Below are 16422 nucleotides of genomic sequence, written 5' to 3' on the forward strand. Positions count from 1 at the left end.
TATTACGAAATAGATGTTGTTTGAATTTTATCAATTACCCAATCACCATCATTATTTTTTCTAATAAAAACTCTAAATCCAATACCATTTAATATTCCCATCGAATAACCAATGGACATAACACCAAAATTCTTATTTATATCAAATTGTATTCTACTAATAGATACAACAGAGTTTAGATAAAATTTATAATCTGTTTTCCAAATTTCTCTTCCTTCAGGTAAGTCCGATTTATAGATGAATCTTATCTTATTGTCAGCATTTAATTTGTCAAGATCAATCTTATATTTTTCATTGGTATTAATAGTATCTATATCTGAATTATTAAGATTATAAAATTTTAGTAGTTGGCTCTTTTCACCTGCATCTAGTAAAAAAGTTGAATCGCTAATTGCAGTCACCAATTTTACAGAATCTTGATAATACTCAAGTTTTAATCTATCAAATTCCTTCCATCTTCTTTGGGATTCAATTGTATCAAACTCTAATCTATTACCAAGAGAATCAGTTTTATATGGCGGTGCAGGTATAGGAACCCTGGTATCTCTATGCAGAGAATCCATTAATTGTGGAAAAACTTCATATGCTACTTGCTTTTCGAACTTTAGGTGATCGAATTTTTCATTGCAACTATAAAGCAATGTTAGGCCGGTTATGAAAACGAGAAATTTCTTTAACATATTTGCTACAACGGTCTCGGTTATCGCCAGTTGGCGGAGTAAGGGACGCGGATTTGTCGGCTTAGTATTGGTTTGTTGGTCAAGTTAATTATTTTCTTACTAACGGTGCCGCTTATTGGCGATGAACCGTTGTTGGCACTAGTTTTTCTTACTCCAAATCCATTCATCTGCATTAATTTTTGGTTGAAATTTTGAATGGCCAATCCACTTTCCTTGTAAATTACTTGAATCAATTATTCTTAATTCAAAACTTCCATGATAAGAATTTTTATCATAAATCTCACCCCAAGTCCCAACAACGAAACTATTTTTAATTTCTCCGAAAAAATAAAACTTATCATTTCTGGAATAAAATTCACAATACAAATATTTACCTAACTGTTTTACCTCTGTAAAACTGTGACGTTCGGTATCCTTTTTATAGTTTTTCTTAGCATTAGAGAAGCTCCAATTTTGTTCCCAATCTCCTGCCAGCTTAATGGGATTTGTTCTGTATATAAATCGGACCGGAGTTTTATGACAATATTTTACTATCCATATTGCCAAGTTATGATCTAAGAGAGTTTTAACTATTAGTCCAATTATAAAAGCTATTATTGAAGTAATGACATGAGACAAGTTAATTTCCATTAATTAATTTTTTCTTCTATTAATTCAAAACTTTTTGGTGATTTCTGCATTTTGTAGAAGTCGACATTATTATAGCCTTTATTAAATTGAATAATCTGAATAATTTTTTCTTGTTCTTTTGGAACGCAATCAAGACCAAAATAAATGGCTTCTAAACATTGTGGATCAAATATTTCAAGACTATCTGCTTTTTTCATTAGTCTGACTTCTTGTTCGTAAGACCATTGTTGTGATTTGGTGAAAAAAAGGAAATTATCTGATTTGTCCTGCTTTGCGATATCATCAGAAGTGGGGAATTCCTCTGAATATTTAACTTCTTTATAATCTTCAAAAAAGGATTTGTCTTTGGTGTTGAATTTTAAGCAAACACCAGAATGATTATTGGCATAATGTGACCACATTAAAATACTTAAATGTGTTTTAGAAAAGCATGAAATACCAACTTCTGAAACTCTCTTTTGTAAGTCCAAATTCAATTTCTCCGTTTTCTCTTTCCGATCTTTTTCATGTCCTTCAGCTATTTTCATCAAGTTTTTATGCTGTCTAATAAAAATCTCGTTATGTGTCGCTGAATTGAAAGCAATACGTTGTTCCTCATTAATTTGTTCTTGATAATACTTATCAATTATATAATTACATTTTAAATTACAATCAAATGGATCATTAAATGTGCTTGGATTCGCAAACCAGACTTCATTTTTTTGTAACGATTTATAAAGGTTAATATTAATTTGATGATACTTAAATAAATATTCCATTTTTCTATTGAAAAATTAGTGCCAACGGTCTCGGTTATCGCCAGTTGGCGGAGTAGGGGACGCGGTATTGTCGGCTTAGTATTATTTAGTTGGTCAAGTTAATTATTTTCTATCTAACGCTGCCGCCGCCTATTGGCGATTAACCGTTGTTACCCACTGTGGCTTAAACTAATCATTAATTTTACTTTTTCGACTCCTTGTTAAAAATCGAGCGTAGAATAACGTTACTATCAAATACCCGACTATTGAAATAAAACTTATGTTTTTATTAAACATCATTAATATCACAGAAGTGATGAGACATACAAGACCTATTATATATAGGAGCTTCAAAAAAAATGGTTCGTTTTTAATAAAGTTGTTACTTGTAATTTTCATTCAATGAGCTCTTAGTTTTTAGTATTTGAATTTTTAAAATATTCAGTTTGTTATCATTTTTTATTTTTGATTCATTAAAAATAGAAAATAAAACATAATTCATTTATTATCAATATCATCTTAATCAATAATTTATTTTTTCTGACTTGAAAATATTGCAAGGCGGATTGTAAAAATTATTAAAATGATGCTAAAAGTTATATTTAGAAAACCATTAATTTCCCCTTCTTTAAAGAAGAAAAAAGTATTAAAAATAAATATCAAGATTGCTAGAATATAAATTAGTTTCAAAGCTTTAGGTTCTCTTCTCAAAAAGTCCATATTTTTCACCATTTTATTTTTATATTTCTTGATGTAGCCATTGTGGGTAACGGTCTCGGTTATCGCCAGTTGGCGAAGTAAGGGACGCGGATTTGTCGGCTTAGTATTGGTTTATTGGTCAAGTTAATTATTTTCTTGCTAACGGTGCCGCTTATTGGCGATTAACCGTTGTTGTGTGCAGTCTAGTTCATATCTAATTTTGAGTGATTTCTTTAATTTTAAATTCTTTTTTCTCTAAATCATAAACATGGTAAAAAAAGTAAGACCAATCCGTTTCCGGTTCTTGAATGATACCTAAAAAGATTAATTTGTTTTCCTCAGTTTTATCAAATTCATATGTTGTAAAATTTCCATATTTAATTAATTCTTCCCCAGCAAAATCTTTAAAGTTTTCTTTATTTAGTGAGGTATCTATGATTTTCAAATTTTCTTTTGTGACAACTAATGAATATTTAATGTCACGATATTTATCTATGTATTTTACATCTTCACTCTCAAAACTGTCAATAACATATGTGTCTAAAAATTTTTCAGAAATCGAGATCTCTAAATCGAGAGTTTGGATCAAAGTATCTCTTTGAGAATTGATTTTGTCTTTTCGAAAAAATCTAACTTGGACTGAATCAGTTTTTAGGTTTTTATCTTTTTCTAACTGAACTTGATTTTCTTTCTTTTGTTCTATACAACCACTTATTACTAAGAGTATAAAAATTGAAATTATTTTCTTTAGCATAAGATTTTAGCTTGCACACAACGGTCTCGGTTATCGCCAGTTGGCGGAGTAGGGGACACGGATTTGTCGGCTTAGTATTGGTTTGTTGGTCAAGTTAATTATTTTCTATCTAACGGTGCCGGCTATTGGCGATTAACCGTTGTTGTGTGTAGTGCTTGAACAAACAATTATCTCGTTTCATTCTTTTCTTTAATTTCACGCATACTAACACCTTTCATAAATTTCATTTCTATAGAATTCGTTAGCGATATATATTTATCATAATATTCAATAGATTTTTCTAGATTACCATCTTCTGTATATATCCAAGCCAAAAACATATAGAATTCTTCTTTAGGATCTATTTCAATAGCATGGTTAATATCATCTATTGATTTATCATATTTCTTATGCGCGAAATTCATTAATCCTCGTTGAAGATAGTATTCACTATTTCTCTCATTATCGGTTACACTATACAATGAATCTAGTGTTTTTTGGGACTGAAACTTATAAAGTCCATCTATAATATTGTCTTTTAAATCTTTAAAATAGTGATAAAAACTATCGCAATTTTCTACTAGGGGAATCTGCATAGTTTCAACAAATTCTTCTCCTAGTTCTTCAGATGTTACTCCATCAAAAAGAGTCGAATCTTTATTAATAATTCCTTTTAATTTTTCATCGTATTTACCCATGTTTTTTGTTAGACAGCCATTTAGAGCTTGAAGTTCTTGACCTTCATTCATGGTTACGCATTCGCAAACTTCTATTACAAGATGATCAAAAAGCTCTTTCTTAGTTATGCTATTTTCATTTGACTGGCCAATTATAGATGAAGAGCTTGTTAGGATTATTAATATTATTAATTTCTTGATCATGAATTTTGACTTTGAATTATTCTTAAGCATTACACACAACGGTCTCGGTTATCGCCAGTCGGCGGAGTAAGGGACGCGGATTTGTCGGCTTAGTATTGGTTTGTTGGTTAAGTTAATTATTTTCTTTCTAACGGTACCGCTTATTGGCGATGAACCGTTGTTGTGCATAGTGCCTTATTTAAATCCTTTTATTAATCTCAATATATTTGATTCTAAATATTCGTCCATAGTAAACTTGTTTGGTCGAAATTCATTAAACCCTTCTAAATTCTCTTTTTCGTTTTTGATAGCCTTTTGATAATCTGCTGTTTTTTTAAATTCTTTAAACTGGTTTTTTTTGAGCCTTCTGAACTTTTTATAATTTAAATCTAGTTCACTTATGACATTTCCATTTTTTATTTCGAAAACTAGATAATCTTCCCAATGAATATCAGTCCAATTGTTTTTAGTTACTTCTTTAATTTCACCAAATGGAATTATTTGAATATTTGAATAGAAGTCCATCAAAACTTTCTCTTGGTTCGGAAAGTAGGTCTTAAAAACGGATTTACTTACCAAATCTGGAGGATAGTCGGAACCATATTTAGACTCCTGTGTCACTTCAATCTCTACATCTATTAAAAATAATTTTTGATTGACTATTTCATAAGTCATTATGAAAACAGAATAGTTAGCGGTAGTAACAACTGCTTCATCAGGCGGTTGAAAATTATTCCGTTTAAAGTATTCATAAGCTGGACTATAACCATTCCAGTCATATTTTCTTCCTTCATATATTAAAATGTCTGGTATTTGCGGTGTAGCTAATACTTTAAATCCAATTATTAATATTATGAATATAAGTAGGTTTCTCATTCTTAGGCATTATGCACAACGGTTTGCGGTTATCGCAAGTTGCGGGAGTAGGGACGCGGACTTGTCGGCTTACCGTTTTCTTTCTTGGTTTCTAAAATTACACTTTTTCTTCAATACCCGGAATTTGAGATGAACCGCTGTTAGCATACGTTTTTAACTCAAAGTTCTTTCTGTAATTCTTCAAAATTACTTGGTCTTGGTGCATCTGAATTTGTAAGGTTTCCCTCTTTATCAATAATAAAATACCTTGGAATACTTCCTACTCCATAGTTATTTATTAAATCTGAATATAACTCTTTACTGGCCATTAAGTTTAATCCCTTCAAATCATAATATTTGATATCATTTTTCCATTTCTGCTCCATTTCAGGCTGATCTACAGAGATAAGAAGTTTTTTATAACCTTTTTCTTGTAATAAGCTATCAAGTTTTTGATTATGTTTAAATTCTATTTTGCAGGGTCCACACCAAGTTGCCCAAATATCTACGTAGTATTTTTCTCCTTTTAATTCTGCAGCAAGTGACTTGAAATCTTGGAATTCTTCTCCATGCATAATCTTTGCATCCTCAGGCATCTTATTTGCAATTTTCTCATTATATGCTACTACTTTATCGATTTCTGGTTTTAAATACGGAATATAGTTACTGTTCGGATACTCCTTCTTAAACTTATTAAATACAGAAATTAGGCCTTTCTCGTAATTGTCTTGCTTGGAGGAATTAATAAGATTGTAAGCCGCCACTTTTTCTGCAATTTGAGGATTTTTATAATTTGAAATAATCTTGAATTGATAATCAAAAAATTTATCATTCTCGTATAATTCTTTAATGGAATCGAAAGTCAATTCTCCACTTGCTCTTAGATCAGATAATTTTTTTGACAATAAGATTTCTTTTGCATATTCTAACCAACTGCTAGGCTTATATTGAATATTTAATGGATACTTGCTTAATGTTTGATCGTATAATTCACTCATGCGTGCATCTAGTGGAAAACCTTGATTCTGCTTGCTAATAATAATCTGTACGGTTCTTAAGGCATAGAAATAATTGATTTCGTCTTCTAAAGTTTGAAACAGAATATTATCAATTTGATTATTTCTCTCTAAAAGCTTTAAATCGTTTAGTTTTTCTCTTTTTAATGAATCTATTTTTCTTTTGATTTGAGATGCCGTTGTATCCTTCCTAAATCTACTTGCTTCTTCTACTGTGAAAATTGGAGGTTTTATTTTATTCAATAATACCACCCCCTTTTTATTTTCCCCAATAATCTTAAAAGCAGTGTCTTTAAATGAAATTTGTATTTCATCACCAGGAATTAGAAGTAATTTTTTTCTTTTATTGCCAATTTTTATAATGGCATATTCAGGTTTATCTACTTCTTTTTCGAAAGAATATATATTGTTATTATCTTTTTCAAGAGTATCTGTTTTATTATCCGATAACATAATATCATCTATCGGGGTTCTTAGTTCTATAGCTGTATTACCCTTGTAATTTACGGTTACCTTGGCCAGCTCATTTGATTTATTACATGATGCGATAAATAACACTAAAAGGATTAAGAAAAAATTTTTCATCGAAGTTCCAATCTTGTTTAAAAATGTATGCCAACGGTCTCGGTTATCGCCAGTTGGCGGAGTATGGCACGCGGCTTTATCGGCTTAGTATTGAATTGTTGATCAAGTTAATTATTTTCTTACTAACGCTGCCGCTTATTGGCGATGAACCGTTGTTGGCCACTGGCTTGTCTATAAAATTTCTGTCAGATAAACTATTCCATATATCCATCCTAAATATAGAATTGTATATGTCAAAGAATATGAGATAGATGAAAATATGTCTCCGAAGGTTTTATCTGATTTACTAAAAACTAATTTGAGAGCTCTAAAAAACACCCAATAAAGCATCATTAGAATAATAAATAAAGAGAACCAGAAAATTGCTTCTAGTAAAATTAATAATATAATCATTGCGATTGTTACCAATATCCATAACACGATGGATAAGATTAATCCTGCAATTCCATCTCCAACATCTGTATCTGGTGTTTCTATTGATCCTGGATGAGTACTTCCAAAAAGATCTCCTTTTTTAAAGCTTCTATATTTTGGAAAATCATCTTCTAATCCAACTCCTTTATAGAGTCCATATGTCATAAAAAGAAATAAAATCACTCCAATTATGGAGAGTGATAAATATAAATTAGAAGTTATTTCTCTGTTATAGTTTATTCCAGTCAGCCACACCGTTAAGAATGTTGCTAGAATCACAATAATTGAAACTATAAAGAGAGTTTTTCCTTTAAAGTAGTTTTTCTTCTTAGTTAATTTCATTTTGTTGCTTGTGGCCAACGGTCTCGGTTATCGCCAGTTGGCGGAGTGCGGGACGCGGATTTGTCGGCTTAGTATTGGTTTGTTGAACAAGTTAATTATTTTCTTTCTAACGGTGCCGGCTATTGGCGATGAACCGTTGTTGGCTAGCGTTTTTGACTACCGGCTTTTGTGCCTTTGTATATTATTGTTAAACCAATTAGACTTAATAAGGTTCCATATAAGAAATTGTTATTTTGTTTAAATGCATTCGGAAAAATGAACTTAGTATGCTTTTTATTGGTAAGCAATTTCACTTCTTTTTCGCCTTTAATTCGTCTAAAGTTTTCAGCGTCGATTCTTTCTACAAAGTTCTTATTATCGTATTGAAGCTTTAAATAATAGTTACTTCTTCTTTTTGATAATTCTAAAACTTGAACTGTAACTATTCTATTCTCTTTTGTAATTTCTTTCTCTATAAATCCATTTCTAATTACAATAAGACTTACAACTAGAATGAATATACCTCCAATTACAAGTCTATATTTTCCAAAGAAAAGGATTGCCTTATTTTTCAATATTCTGTAATGTTTCTTTAATCAGATTAATATAGTATTCACTTTCTTTTAAAAAAGTTTTTTCAATATCAATTTGATCATCTTCAAATCTATTATGTCCTAAACTAATAAAGTCTATTAATTTTTTATTTTTAAAAAGATATGTTCCGTTAAAACCTCCATCAAATTTGGTATAATCAAACTCATCAGTTTTTTCATCCCAAGCAAATCGTTTAAAATTATCAATAATCAGAATTATATTTTCCTTCCTCAAATAAAAACTGTATTCCTGGACTCCTATTGATTTAGAAACTAGAATTTCAACCTTTCTTATTTCTTGATTTTCATCATAAAACCCTGTAAGTATTCCTCCGCCATCTGTCATTTGTTCTAAAAATTCTTCATTCTCAAGAGAAATTTTACTTAAGGAGTCATTATTGTCAATTTTGATTTTTTCATTTTTGATATCAGGGTATTCATTAATCAAATCTTGTCCATAACTTTTAATAGTTAGGATTAAAAAAGTCAGAATTAATATTTTAGCTCTCATTTTCTAAAAATGCGTGGCAACGGTCTCGGTTATCGCCAGTTGGCGGAGTAGGGGACGCGGAGTTGTCGGCTTAGTATTGGTTTTTTGGTCAAGTTAATTATTTTCTTACTAACGGTGCCGCTTATTGGCGATGAACCGTTGTTGGCATTAGTGATTGTTCTCGCTCACAAAATTCTTGATACAATTCAGTTTCTCGCATTTCCTGAAATATTGGAAACTCTTGTAATTCTTCAGGTTTCAGTTCTTCAGTTTTCAAAACCTGTGGTAAGTTTTTGAAGAACCTTTCTTTATCTTCCTTTAATGCCATTAAAGCAATTTGAAATATTAAAGATTTATCAGAATAATCTATTTTTTCTAAATCATTTTTAATTGCTTCTAATCCCTTTTCTCTTTTTTTACAAAGCCATAAATTAAGTTCAGCGGCTGTTCTACTTGCCACAGGCATTTTTTTATCCATTGTTAAAAAGTAATTTGCTGAATTAGCCACTTTATAATCTGATTCACATAGATATTTATAACCTAAATTCATTACCAATTCTCCACGGCTTTCATCTTCACTATCTATTTTTTTCCATAATTCAAATGCAAATAGAGAGAATACTAAATGAAGTTTATTCATTGAATCGAAAAGGTAAGTTTCATCGATGGAAATTTTATCTCCTGCCTCTAAATCTTTGGAAAATTTTGAATTTACTTTCGATAAGTAAGTAGAATTTACTATACCATTGTTATGTACAAGAATATTTCTTCTTTGAAATACTTCTATGATATCATCTTCGAAGTCATTTAAATACCCCATTTTTAGTCCAAGGTCCTTTTTTAAAATTTGTGTCCAATCACTAAAACCTGCACGAACAGATTTGTCTATTAAATCTTCAATTAAATACTGTTCAGCATCTTTAATGGAATCGAAACCCTTCAAATCAGACAAAGTCAAAGTTTTATTTTTTACACCAGCAGATTCGGGAAACTCGTCATAGTAATAATGTAGTAATTGTGCAAAAAACCATTCTACAGAACTTATCAAGCTAATTAGGGAGCTTTTGTAAAGTCTTTCAATTTGAGATGAAGATTTATGTATAGCTTTCATTCCTTTATCAAATGATTTTGCATCTCCTGATAAAAACTTGAAATTTAAGCTTGTGATCTCATCATTTTCATCTTTTTCAGAGCGCACCTCTATTTCTCCATCGAAAATATCTTTCAATTGCTTATCAAGTTCTTTTGCCTTCTCGATGTCCTCTTCTAAATGCTTAGCAATAGCTAGATTTACTGGTTTTATGGCAGAAGAATGTTTTTCAGATTCTTTTCTAATGTGCTCTTCTAAAAACGGTTTTATAACTTCTGCAAAGTCTTTTAAACCTTCAATGTTTTCATTGAACTTTTCAATTATATTTTTAAGCATATATATTGTTTATCATTAATGCCAACGGTCTCGGTTATCGCCAGTTGGCGGAGTAGGGGACGCGGATTTGTCGGCTTAGTATTGGTTTGTTGGTCAAGTTAATTATTTTATTTCTAACGGTGCCGGCTATTGGCGATGAACCGTTGTTGTACACAGTTTTATTTCTTGATCACGTTTATCCATTTATTTCCTCCAGTTGATAGTTTTTCCGTTTCGATAATTTCAAATTTTGCATCATTTCGTTTTATAAAGGAAGTTTTGTTATTAGCGAAATCACCTGGGTATCTTGGATATTCTATTAATTTATTTATTTCTCCATCATTAAAAAATATGATAAGATTGATATCATCTCGATGTTCGATTCCCGTGTGTTCTACTGCAGAAAAATCTACTTTAAATTTTTCCGAAAGTATTTCTGGATTAGAATAAGGAGTTAATATGATTAGACTGTCCCAATTAAATTCGGCAGTTTCATTTAAGTCCAATGTTTTATCCCCCGACAATACTTTCTCTCTTATAGAATTTTCTAGAAATTGATCTGATTCAAGTTTCTTATTACAAGACAAAATTAAAATTGTCAGAATCATAAAGGTTATATAATACTTCTTCATCTTTTAAAATTGTGTACAACGGTCTCGGTTATCGCCAGTTGGCGGAGTAAGGGACACGGATTGGTCGGCTTAGTATTGGTTTGTGGATCAAGTTAATTATTTTCTTTTTAAAGGGCCGCTTATTGGCGATGAACCGTTGTTGTATGCTGTTTTTTCACTAGTTCTATATTAAGTTAACATTTTCAATGGATATCTATCTATTCAATTTGATTATAATTTAAAAAAGCCCCACATTTCTGTGAAGCTTCTGTCTTAGAATATTAAGCTTTGAATTTAATTAATTCGATGAAATAGAGTCCCGCGGTATTCTTCACCTTCCTTTCCATTGTGGCCTATCATTTCATCATTACTTATTTTTTCGATAAAAACAATACTCTCATTTTCATCAGTTTTAAGTTCCATGGTTTGAGTATCAAAAGTGTAATCATAAGTAGCTCTAAACTCTCCATTTTGTTCTGAAGTAACCGTAGTGGCTGTGTATGTATGAATAAATTCTCCATCTACTTCAGTAGAGACTTCATCACCTATATAGTCTTCTTTCGATTCCCATTTACCAATTAAAAAGTTTGATTCGTTAGTGTTTTCTTCGTTGTCATCTTTTGAGCAACTCGTTAGAACTGTAAGACTGACTAATACAATTGCAAAAATTTTTCTCATTTTAAATTTTATTATTAATGAATTTGAGCGCACTAAATAATTAAAACTTCTTTGAAAAAAATAACGTTTATGTGTAAAATATTTAACTAGAACTTATTTCCTTTCTTAAATAAGATACATTCCATTTACTATAAAATTTTCTATTTGCATCGAAAAAGCACCAATAGATAGCATAGAATATATTAGACTTAATTGACAAATTCTTAAAATTTGACATTTTACTTACGGTCTATTTCTAACGCGATAGAAATAAGAGTTCGGATTTTCTAAAAAATAGCATACAACTCGTTATATCCACAGCGATATACACTTTTACACGAATCAGCTTCGGGATAAACGCAGGTTTTGCTACTTTTTACGTAATTAGATATTAGGGTGAACCGTAAAGAATAATGATCATTAAATTGTCACCCAGATTGTCACCCAGATTGTCACCTGCAAATAAAAAGCCCCGATATCATTGCTGATTCGGGGCTATGTGATCCAGGGGCTGGCTGCGCCTTCCCCTGGTAAATCCAGTCCTGCAATTACAACTGCTCATCCCTACGGTCTGGGTGCTTTAAAACAAAAAATCCTGCTCGAATAAATTCGGCAGGATTTCTTTGTTCCAAATCACAACGCAGTTGTGAGTGATCGTGGAGTCGGAGGGGTTCGAACCCTCGTCCAAACAAGCAATTCAGCAGCTTTCTACACGTTTAGTTTTCACTTGGTTGTCGATGCAAAGCCGGCCGAAAACCACCAACTTTACACGTATCCTCGCTTAAGTTTCGCAACCGCATCAAGGCCCTGCGGTCACTATATTTACTTTATCGGTGCCTCTGGTGTGAACGCCGTAAATCAAGGCTTTCACGAGACATCTTGGTTCCCTGCCTGGCAGGGACTAAGGTAACGTACTATAATTCGGTTACGCAGCCAAGGCGTAGTTATTCTCGCCGTTTAAAAAAGTGTGAAATATGAGATTTAAGAGCTATATCCCAGCGCTCTACGTGCTTACAACTCAATTAGACTCGCTGTCAAAACCAAGTCGACCCCATAAAATAATGAACATCTTCTTTGTCGTAATGATTATACCAATCATTAGGGCGTTCCCCGCTTTAGCGGGTCGGGCTATTCGCTGCAATCTTTTTAATCGTGCTTCGACAAGCTCAGCACTTTAAAAAAGGATTTTCGCTACTATCCCTAACGCCAACTTTCAAAGAAATCCGACTGTAGTTTACAATCGGGCCAGCAAAGATACTCATTTAAATTTATATCTTTGAGACACTACAAAACTACGCAAAACCTATACCATAAATGATAAAATTCGCCCTGATCAAAGAACGAAAAACCCCGCCAGACAGGCGTGTGGTCTTTTCTCCAAAAATGCTTAAAGAAGTGGTTTCCCAATTTCCGGAAGCCTCTTTTAAGGTGGAAAGTTCTGATATCAGGATATTTAGCGATCAGGAATATCGCGATGCAGGTTTTGAAGTTTCCGAAGATATCAGCGATTGCGATGTATTATTGGGGGTAAAAGAAGTGCCTATTCCAAATCTGATACCTGACAAAAAGTACTTTTTCTTTTCCCATACCATCAAAAAGCAGCCCTATAATCGTGACCTGCTTCGTGAAATTTTGTCAAGAAAAATTGAATTATACGATCATGAGGTGATCACTGCAAAAAACAAGGCACGTCTTATCGGTTTCGGTCGCTACGCAGGCCTGGTGGGCGCTTATAACGGAATTCGGGCAATTGGTATAAAAGAAGATAAATTCCAGCTTCCCAAGGCAGAAGGTCTTCCAGACCTGGAGGCGATGCTGGCAGAACTGAACAAAATAGAATTACCCAATTATAAATTCGTGCTCACCGGAAGTGGAAAAGTAGCTCACGGCGCTCGTGAGATCCTGGAACATTTAAACATCAAGCAAATAGATCCTGAAACTTACCTGGTGAACGAATTCAACGAGCCGGTTTTCTGCCATATAGATGTGCTGGATTATGCCAAACGAAAAGATGGCGCCAAAGGCAGCAGGATGGAATTCTATAAAGTGCCAGAGAATTATGATTCTGACTTTATGAAATTTGCCAAAACCAGCGATGTCTTTATTGCCGGGCATTTTTATGGCCAGGGTGCCCCGGTCTTCTATTCCGAAGAAGATATTCGCGATAAAGATTTCCGTATCAAATATGTGGCCGATATTTCCTGCGATATCGCAGGTCCTGTGGCGAGTACCATAAGGCCTTCCACCATAGCAGAACCTTTTTACAGCTACGATCCTAAAACCGGTGCCGAAACAGATTTTCGGGAGAAATCGGCCATCACCATCATGGCGGTAGATAACCTGCCATGCGAATTGCCGAAAGATGCCAGTGAAGGTTTCGGTGAAATGTTCTTAAAGCATGTGATCACGGCATTTTTCAATAATGATAAGGATGGGATCCTGGCCCGCGCAAAAATGACCGAAAATGGCAAACTAACCGTGAATTATATGTATCTGGAAGCTTTTGTAAAAGGCGAAGAATAGTTTTAGATCATTTTATTCAGGATAATTCGATTAAAAACTGCTGGTGTTCAGGTCGCTGCTGATTCATTTTTAGAATTGAATTTTAATTCCAGTGATCCGGTAAATAGAATGCCGAGGCTGTAAGCTACCAGGTCCCAAACCGAAAAATCACTTCCTATAGCGATCATCACGATCTTTGGCGGCTGGTATTGTAACAATTTTACAATATTCAGCATCTGCAGGAATTCCACAGCAAAAGAGAAAATAAGTACTGTGATAAGGGCAGGAACTACTTTCAGTCTGGTGATCATCATAAGAAAAGAATAGATCAAGATCACCACCAGGAAATCTCCCAGGTAAGGTCTAACAAATTCATCTCTTACCCAGGCCGCGATTGCAATTTCTATCAACAGCAGCAGGCAGAAAAAGAAGAAATAGGTCTTTCTGTTTTGTCTATGAAATTTCATTCCTGGTTTCAGTAATTTTCAGAAATATATGGTATAAACCGGTAAGTAAGAGACCGAACCCGAAAGTAAATAACCATACCTGCGCATGATCCATGGGATATCGTACAAATCTGAAGCAATCTCTGAAAAGTGAAATAGGGTTATTCAAGATATTCCATGAATTATACCTTAAAAACCTGCCCAGGAAAATTCCGAAAGCAGAAAGAAACAACAGGAGAATATTCAGGATCCAGGGATCAAGCCCCGGAACTTTCTCTTGAAAATAAGTAGTCACTTTTTTCATGGATAGAAATCCTGCCTGCCCGCATACCAGGGCGAAATAGGTAATTAGAACAGTATCGTAAATTAGGAAATTGGAATTTTTAAGATGGATCAAATCGGTAATTACATAAAAGGAGTTTGGGAGGAACAGGATCCACAAACCAATAAGCAAGATCGAAATACTGAAATGGATTTTCTGTTGATTTAGAATATACGCCAATACCAGCGGAACCAGGGCAAGGAATAAATTCCAGATGAGAAAAAAATAATAAAGCTCGAAAGTGATCCAGAACCTGAGACCCACCAGGAAACAGGCAAAAATAGAAGCAGTTAGTATGTTGATTTTGAATAAATTTTTCATCATCGGTCAAATTTTGATCCATATTCGTTTAAGCAATTATCGAGAGAGTTACCTTCCTTATGAATGCATTTGCAAAATGTCGCGCAGGCTTCGGGATCGCTGCTGTCAGGACACTGACTGTTACAGTCTGAAATATGATTTCTTGGCATCACCGCATTCCGGTTCATAGTAAAAATGAGTCCCACGGCGATGATAAGCGTAAGAAAAATGCTCATAAAGAATTTAAAGGGAAACCTTGATCGAGATCTCTTAGCTTCCGGCATCAATTCGGCAAAACCGGACTTTTTAAACGGCAGGATGAATTTTATGCGGTGATAATCCCAGCAGATCAGGTATAGGTTCGCCAATACCATGAGCGGAGAGGTAAGCAAAGACCCGTCAAATCTTACCGCATAAGAAAGTATGCAAATATTCAGAATGATAGGAAAGTAGAGCAGCGCTCCAAGCAAAGCTGTTCGCGGGATTAGCAACAACAAACCGGCAAGCATTTGTGCGATCCCGATAAATGTATAGTAGAAACCCGTGTGAAAAAGTGCTTCCAGGTAATGTCCCATGGGATGGTTGTTGGAAAGCGAAGTAAAACGTTCGCCGTCAACTTTTGTAAAACCAGCCACTAGAAATGCGTAAGCAAGAGCAATTCTCAGGAAAATGGTAAAATAACCCAGCCATTTATTGTTTCTGACTTCCGCATGGAATTGTTCGAATTTGTTTAATAATCTCATCGTTTCAATATTGATGATCTCTGAAATGATTTTATGCAGCACCGTAATCCAGTGATCTAATTTCTTCCTTATAATTTGCAGGTAAGATCAGGGATTTTAGCACCCGGTCCAGATGAATGAGTCTGCTTAATTTGTAGCTGGTAATTACAGGGCTTAACACTGAAAAACTTCGTAGTCCCAACAATTTTCTCACATGTTTGGGAACGATCATGATCTGGGTTTCCAGTAACAATTGATAGCGTACAAATCCAAGATGTTTACGATACTGCCGGTATAGATCTTTAGAAAAATCACCGTAATAGAGGTGTTGCTCTAAGTGCAATTTTCGCATTTTCTCGTAGGCATCGAATGAAACGGGAAGACCTTTGATGTTCATTCTGGTTCCCACTTCCCAGAATACCTGGAAAACCTCTTTCTTTTCTGATCGGCTTAAAGGTTTTTCCAGAATTTCATAAGCCCTGATGGAATAATCGATCAGCATGAATAAAACATCGCGATACGCCCAGTCTGGAATAGTGGCTCCGCGTTTATTTTCCACAGAGCCATGAATCTGATTTATCCTCTGGATGGCTTTTATAGCGGAATCTTTACTGGCAAACACGATTTCTCGTGCGTAGGAAACTGTAGAAAACAGTCTTCCCAGAGGGTCTTGCGGAAGTTTCCCGGTATAATAGAGCCAGTCTACAGATTTATTCAGCGCAAATTCTGCGGAAGCGCCTGCGAAAATGAATAGAATAGTATCGCTTTTCCCCCAGATCTCCCGAACGATCGAATCTTTTCTAACAAAATTTTCTTTCTCCATAATGCGAATTTTAATTTCTAA

At 33.7% G+C, this 16422-nt stretch carries 18 protein-coding genes and 1 other RNA gene; 1 reads left to right on the plus strand and 18 read right to left on the minus strand.

The annotated features are described in order from the left end of the window. Positions 1–2: 2 nt before the first annotated feature. From AC2S94_RS08400 to ssrA, 14 genes are all read right to left on the minus strand, one after another. Positions 3–680 carry a hypothetical protein gene (locus AC2S94_RS08400; RefSeq protein WP_484628161.1) on the minus strand — a complete coding sequence of 226 codons (678 nt, stop codon included), beginning with the start codon at positions 678–680 and terminating at the stop codon, positions 3–5. Positions 681–818: 138 nt separating this feature from the next. Next, positions 819–1310 (minus strand): hypothetical protein, encoded by a 492-nt coding sequence (locus AC2S94_RS08405; protein WP_484628162.1) that lies wholly within the window; start codon positions 1308–1310, stop codon positions 819–821. Next, entirely contained in the window at positions 1310–2068 is a 759-nt protein-coding gene (locus AC2S94_RS08410) for a DUF2971 domain-containing protein (RefSeq protein ID WP_484628163.1), read from the minus strand. The genes AC2S94_RS08405 and AC2S94_RS08410 overlap by 1 nt, the downstream gene beginning before the upstream one ends. Before the next feature lie 892 nt (positions 2069–2960). Then, entirely contained in the window at positions 2961–3500 is a 540-nt protein-coding gene (locus AC2S94_RS08415) for a DUF4738 domain-containing protein (RefSeq protein ID WP_484628164.1), read from the minus strand. 167 nt (positions 3501–3667) lie between these two features. Then, positions 3668–4360, minus strand: coding sequence for a tetratricopeptide repeat protein (locus AC2S94_RS08420; protein WP_484628165.1), 693 nt, complete (start codon positions 4358–4360; stop codon positions 3668–3670). Between the two features lie 174 nt (positions 4361–4534). Further along, complete coding sequence (locus AC2S94_RS08425; protein ID WP_484628166.1) at positions 4535–5215, minus strand: hypothetical protein; 681 nt, start codon at positions 5213–5215, stop codon at positions 4535–4537. Between the two features lie 158 nt (positions 5216–5373). Then, complete coding sequence (locus AC2S94_RS08430; RefSeq protein WP_484628167.1) at positions 5374–6795, minus strand: TlpA family protein disulfide reductase; 1422 nt, start codon at positions 6793–6795, stop codon at positions 5374–5376. A gap of 171 nt (positions 6796–6966) precedes the next feature. Continuing rightward, positions 6967–7551, minus strand: coding sequence for a hypothetical protein (locus AC2S94_RS08435; RefSeq protein ID WP_484628168.1), 585 nt, complete (start codon positions 7549–7551; stop codon positions 6967–6969). Positions 7552–7694: 143 nt separating this feature from the next. Beyond that, positions 7695–8105, minus strand: a complete 411-nt coding sequence (locus tag AC2S94_RS08440; protein WP_484628169.1) for a hypothetical protein — start codon at positions 8103–8105, stop codon at positions 7695–7697. Further along, positions 8095–8634: a hypothetical protein gene (locus AC2S94_RS08445; RefSeq protein WP_484628170.1), complete on the minus strand. Its 540-nt coding sequence runs from the start codon at positions 8632–8634 to the stop codon at positions 8095–8097. The genes AC2S94_RS08440 and AC2S94_RS08445 overlap by 11 nt, the downstream gene beginning before the upstream one ends. Before the next feature lie 121 nt (positions 8635–8755). Continuing rightward, a complete protein-coding gene (locus tag AC2S94_RS08450; RefSeq protein ID WP_484628171.1) occupies positions 8756–10039 on the minus strand; it encodes a hypothetical protein in 1284 nt (427 codons plus the stop codon). A 158-nt stretch (positions 10040–10197) separates the two neighbouring features. Further along, positions 10198–10650: a hypothetical protein gene (locus AC2S94_RS08455; protein WP_484628172.1), complete on the minus strand. Its 453-nt coding sequence runs from the start codon at positions 10648–10650 to the stop codon at positions 10198–10200. Positions 10651–10923: 273 nt separating this feature from the next. After that, complete coding sequence (locus AC2S94_RS08460; RefSeq protein WP_484628173.1) at positions 10924–11307, minus strand: hypothetical protein; 384 nt, start codon at positions 11305–11307, stop codon at positions 10924–10926. A gap of 633 nt (positions 11308–11940) precedes the next feature. Further along, positions 11941–12339, minus strand: a transfer-messenger RNA (tmRNA) gene (ssrA, locus tag AC2S94_RS08465). A gap of 261 nt (positions 12340–12600) precedes the next feature. On the opposite strand from ssrA, the gene AC2S94_RS08470 reads away from it, so the two are divergent. Next, positions 12601–13809, plus strand: coding sequence for an NAD(P)-dependent oxidoreductase (locus tag AC2S94_RS08470; protein WP_484628174.1), 1209 nt, complete (start codon positions 12601–12603; stop codon positions 13807–13809). Positions 13810–13856: 47 nt separating this feature from the next. Here the strand turns inward: AC2S94_RS08470 and AC2S94_RS08475 are convergent, their stop codons facing one another. Genes AC2S94_RS08475 through AC2S94_RS08490 form a run of 4 tightly spaced genes read right to left on the minus strand, consistent with a single transcriptional unit; the run spans position 13857 to position 16401 of the window. Next, a complete protein-coding gene (locus AC2S94_RS08475) occupies positions 13857–14255 on the minus strand; it encodes a ribosomal maturation YjgA family protein (protein WP_484628175.1) in 399 nt (132 codons plus the stop codon). After that, positions 14242–14880: a DUF1361 domain-containing protein gene (locus tag AC2S94_RS08480; protein ID WP_484628176.1), complete on the minus strand. Its 639-nt coding sequence runs from the start codon at positions 14878–14880 to the stop codon at positions 14242–14244. Before AC2S94_RS08480 ends, AC2S94_RS08475 begins: the two co-directional genes overlap by 14 nt. Beyond that, positions 14877–15599, minus strand: a complete 723-nt coding sequence (locus AC2S94_RS08485) for a DoxX family protein (protein ID WP_484628177.1) — start codon at positions 15597–15599, stop codon at positions 14877–14879. Before AC2S94_RS08485 ends, AC2S94_RS08480 begins: the two co-directional genes overlap by 4 nt. Before the next feature lie 31 nt (positions 15600–15630). Then, positions 15631–16401, minus strand: coding sequence for an oxygenase MpaB family protein (locus AC2S94_RS08490; protein WP_484628178.1), 771 nt, complete (start codon positions 16399–16401; stop codon positions 15631–15633). Between the last annotated feature and the right edge of the window lie 21 nt (positions 16402–16422).

Source organism: Christiangramia pacifica, assembly GCF_057221535.1.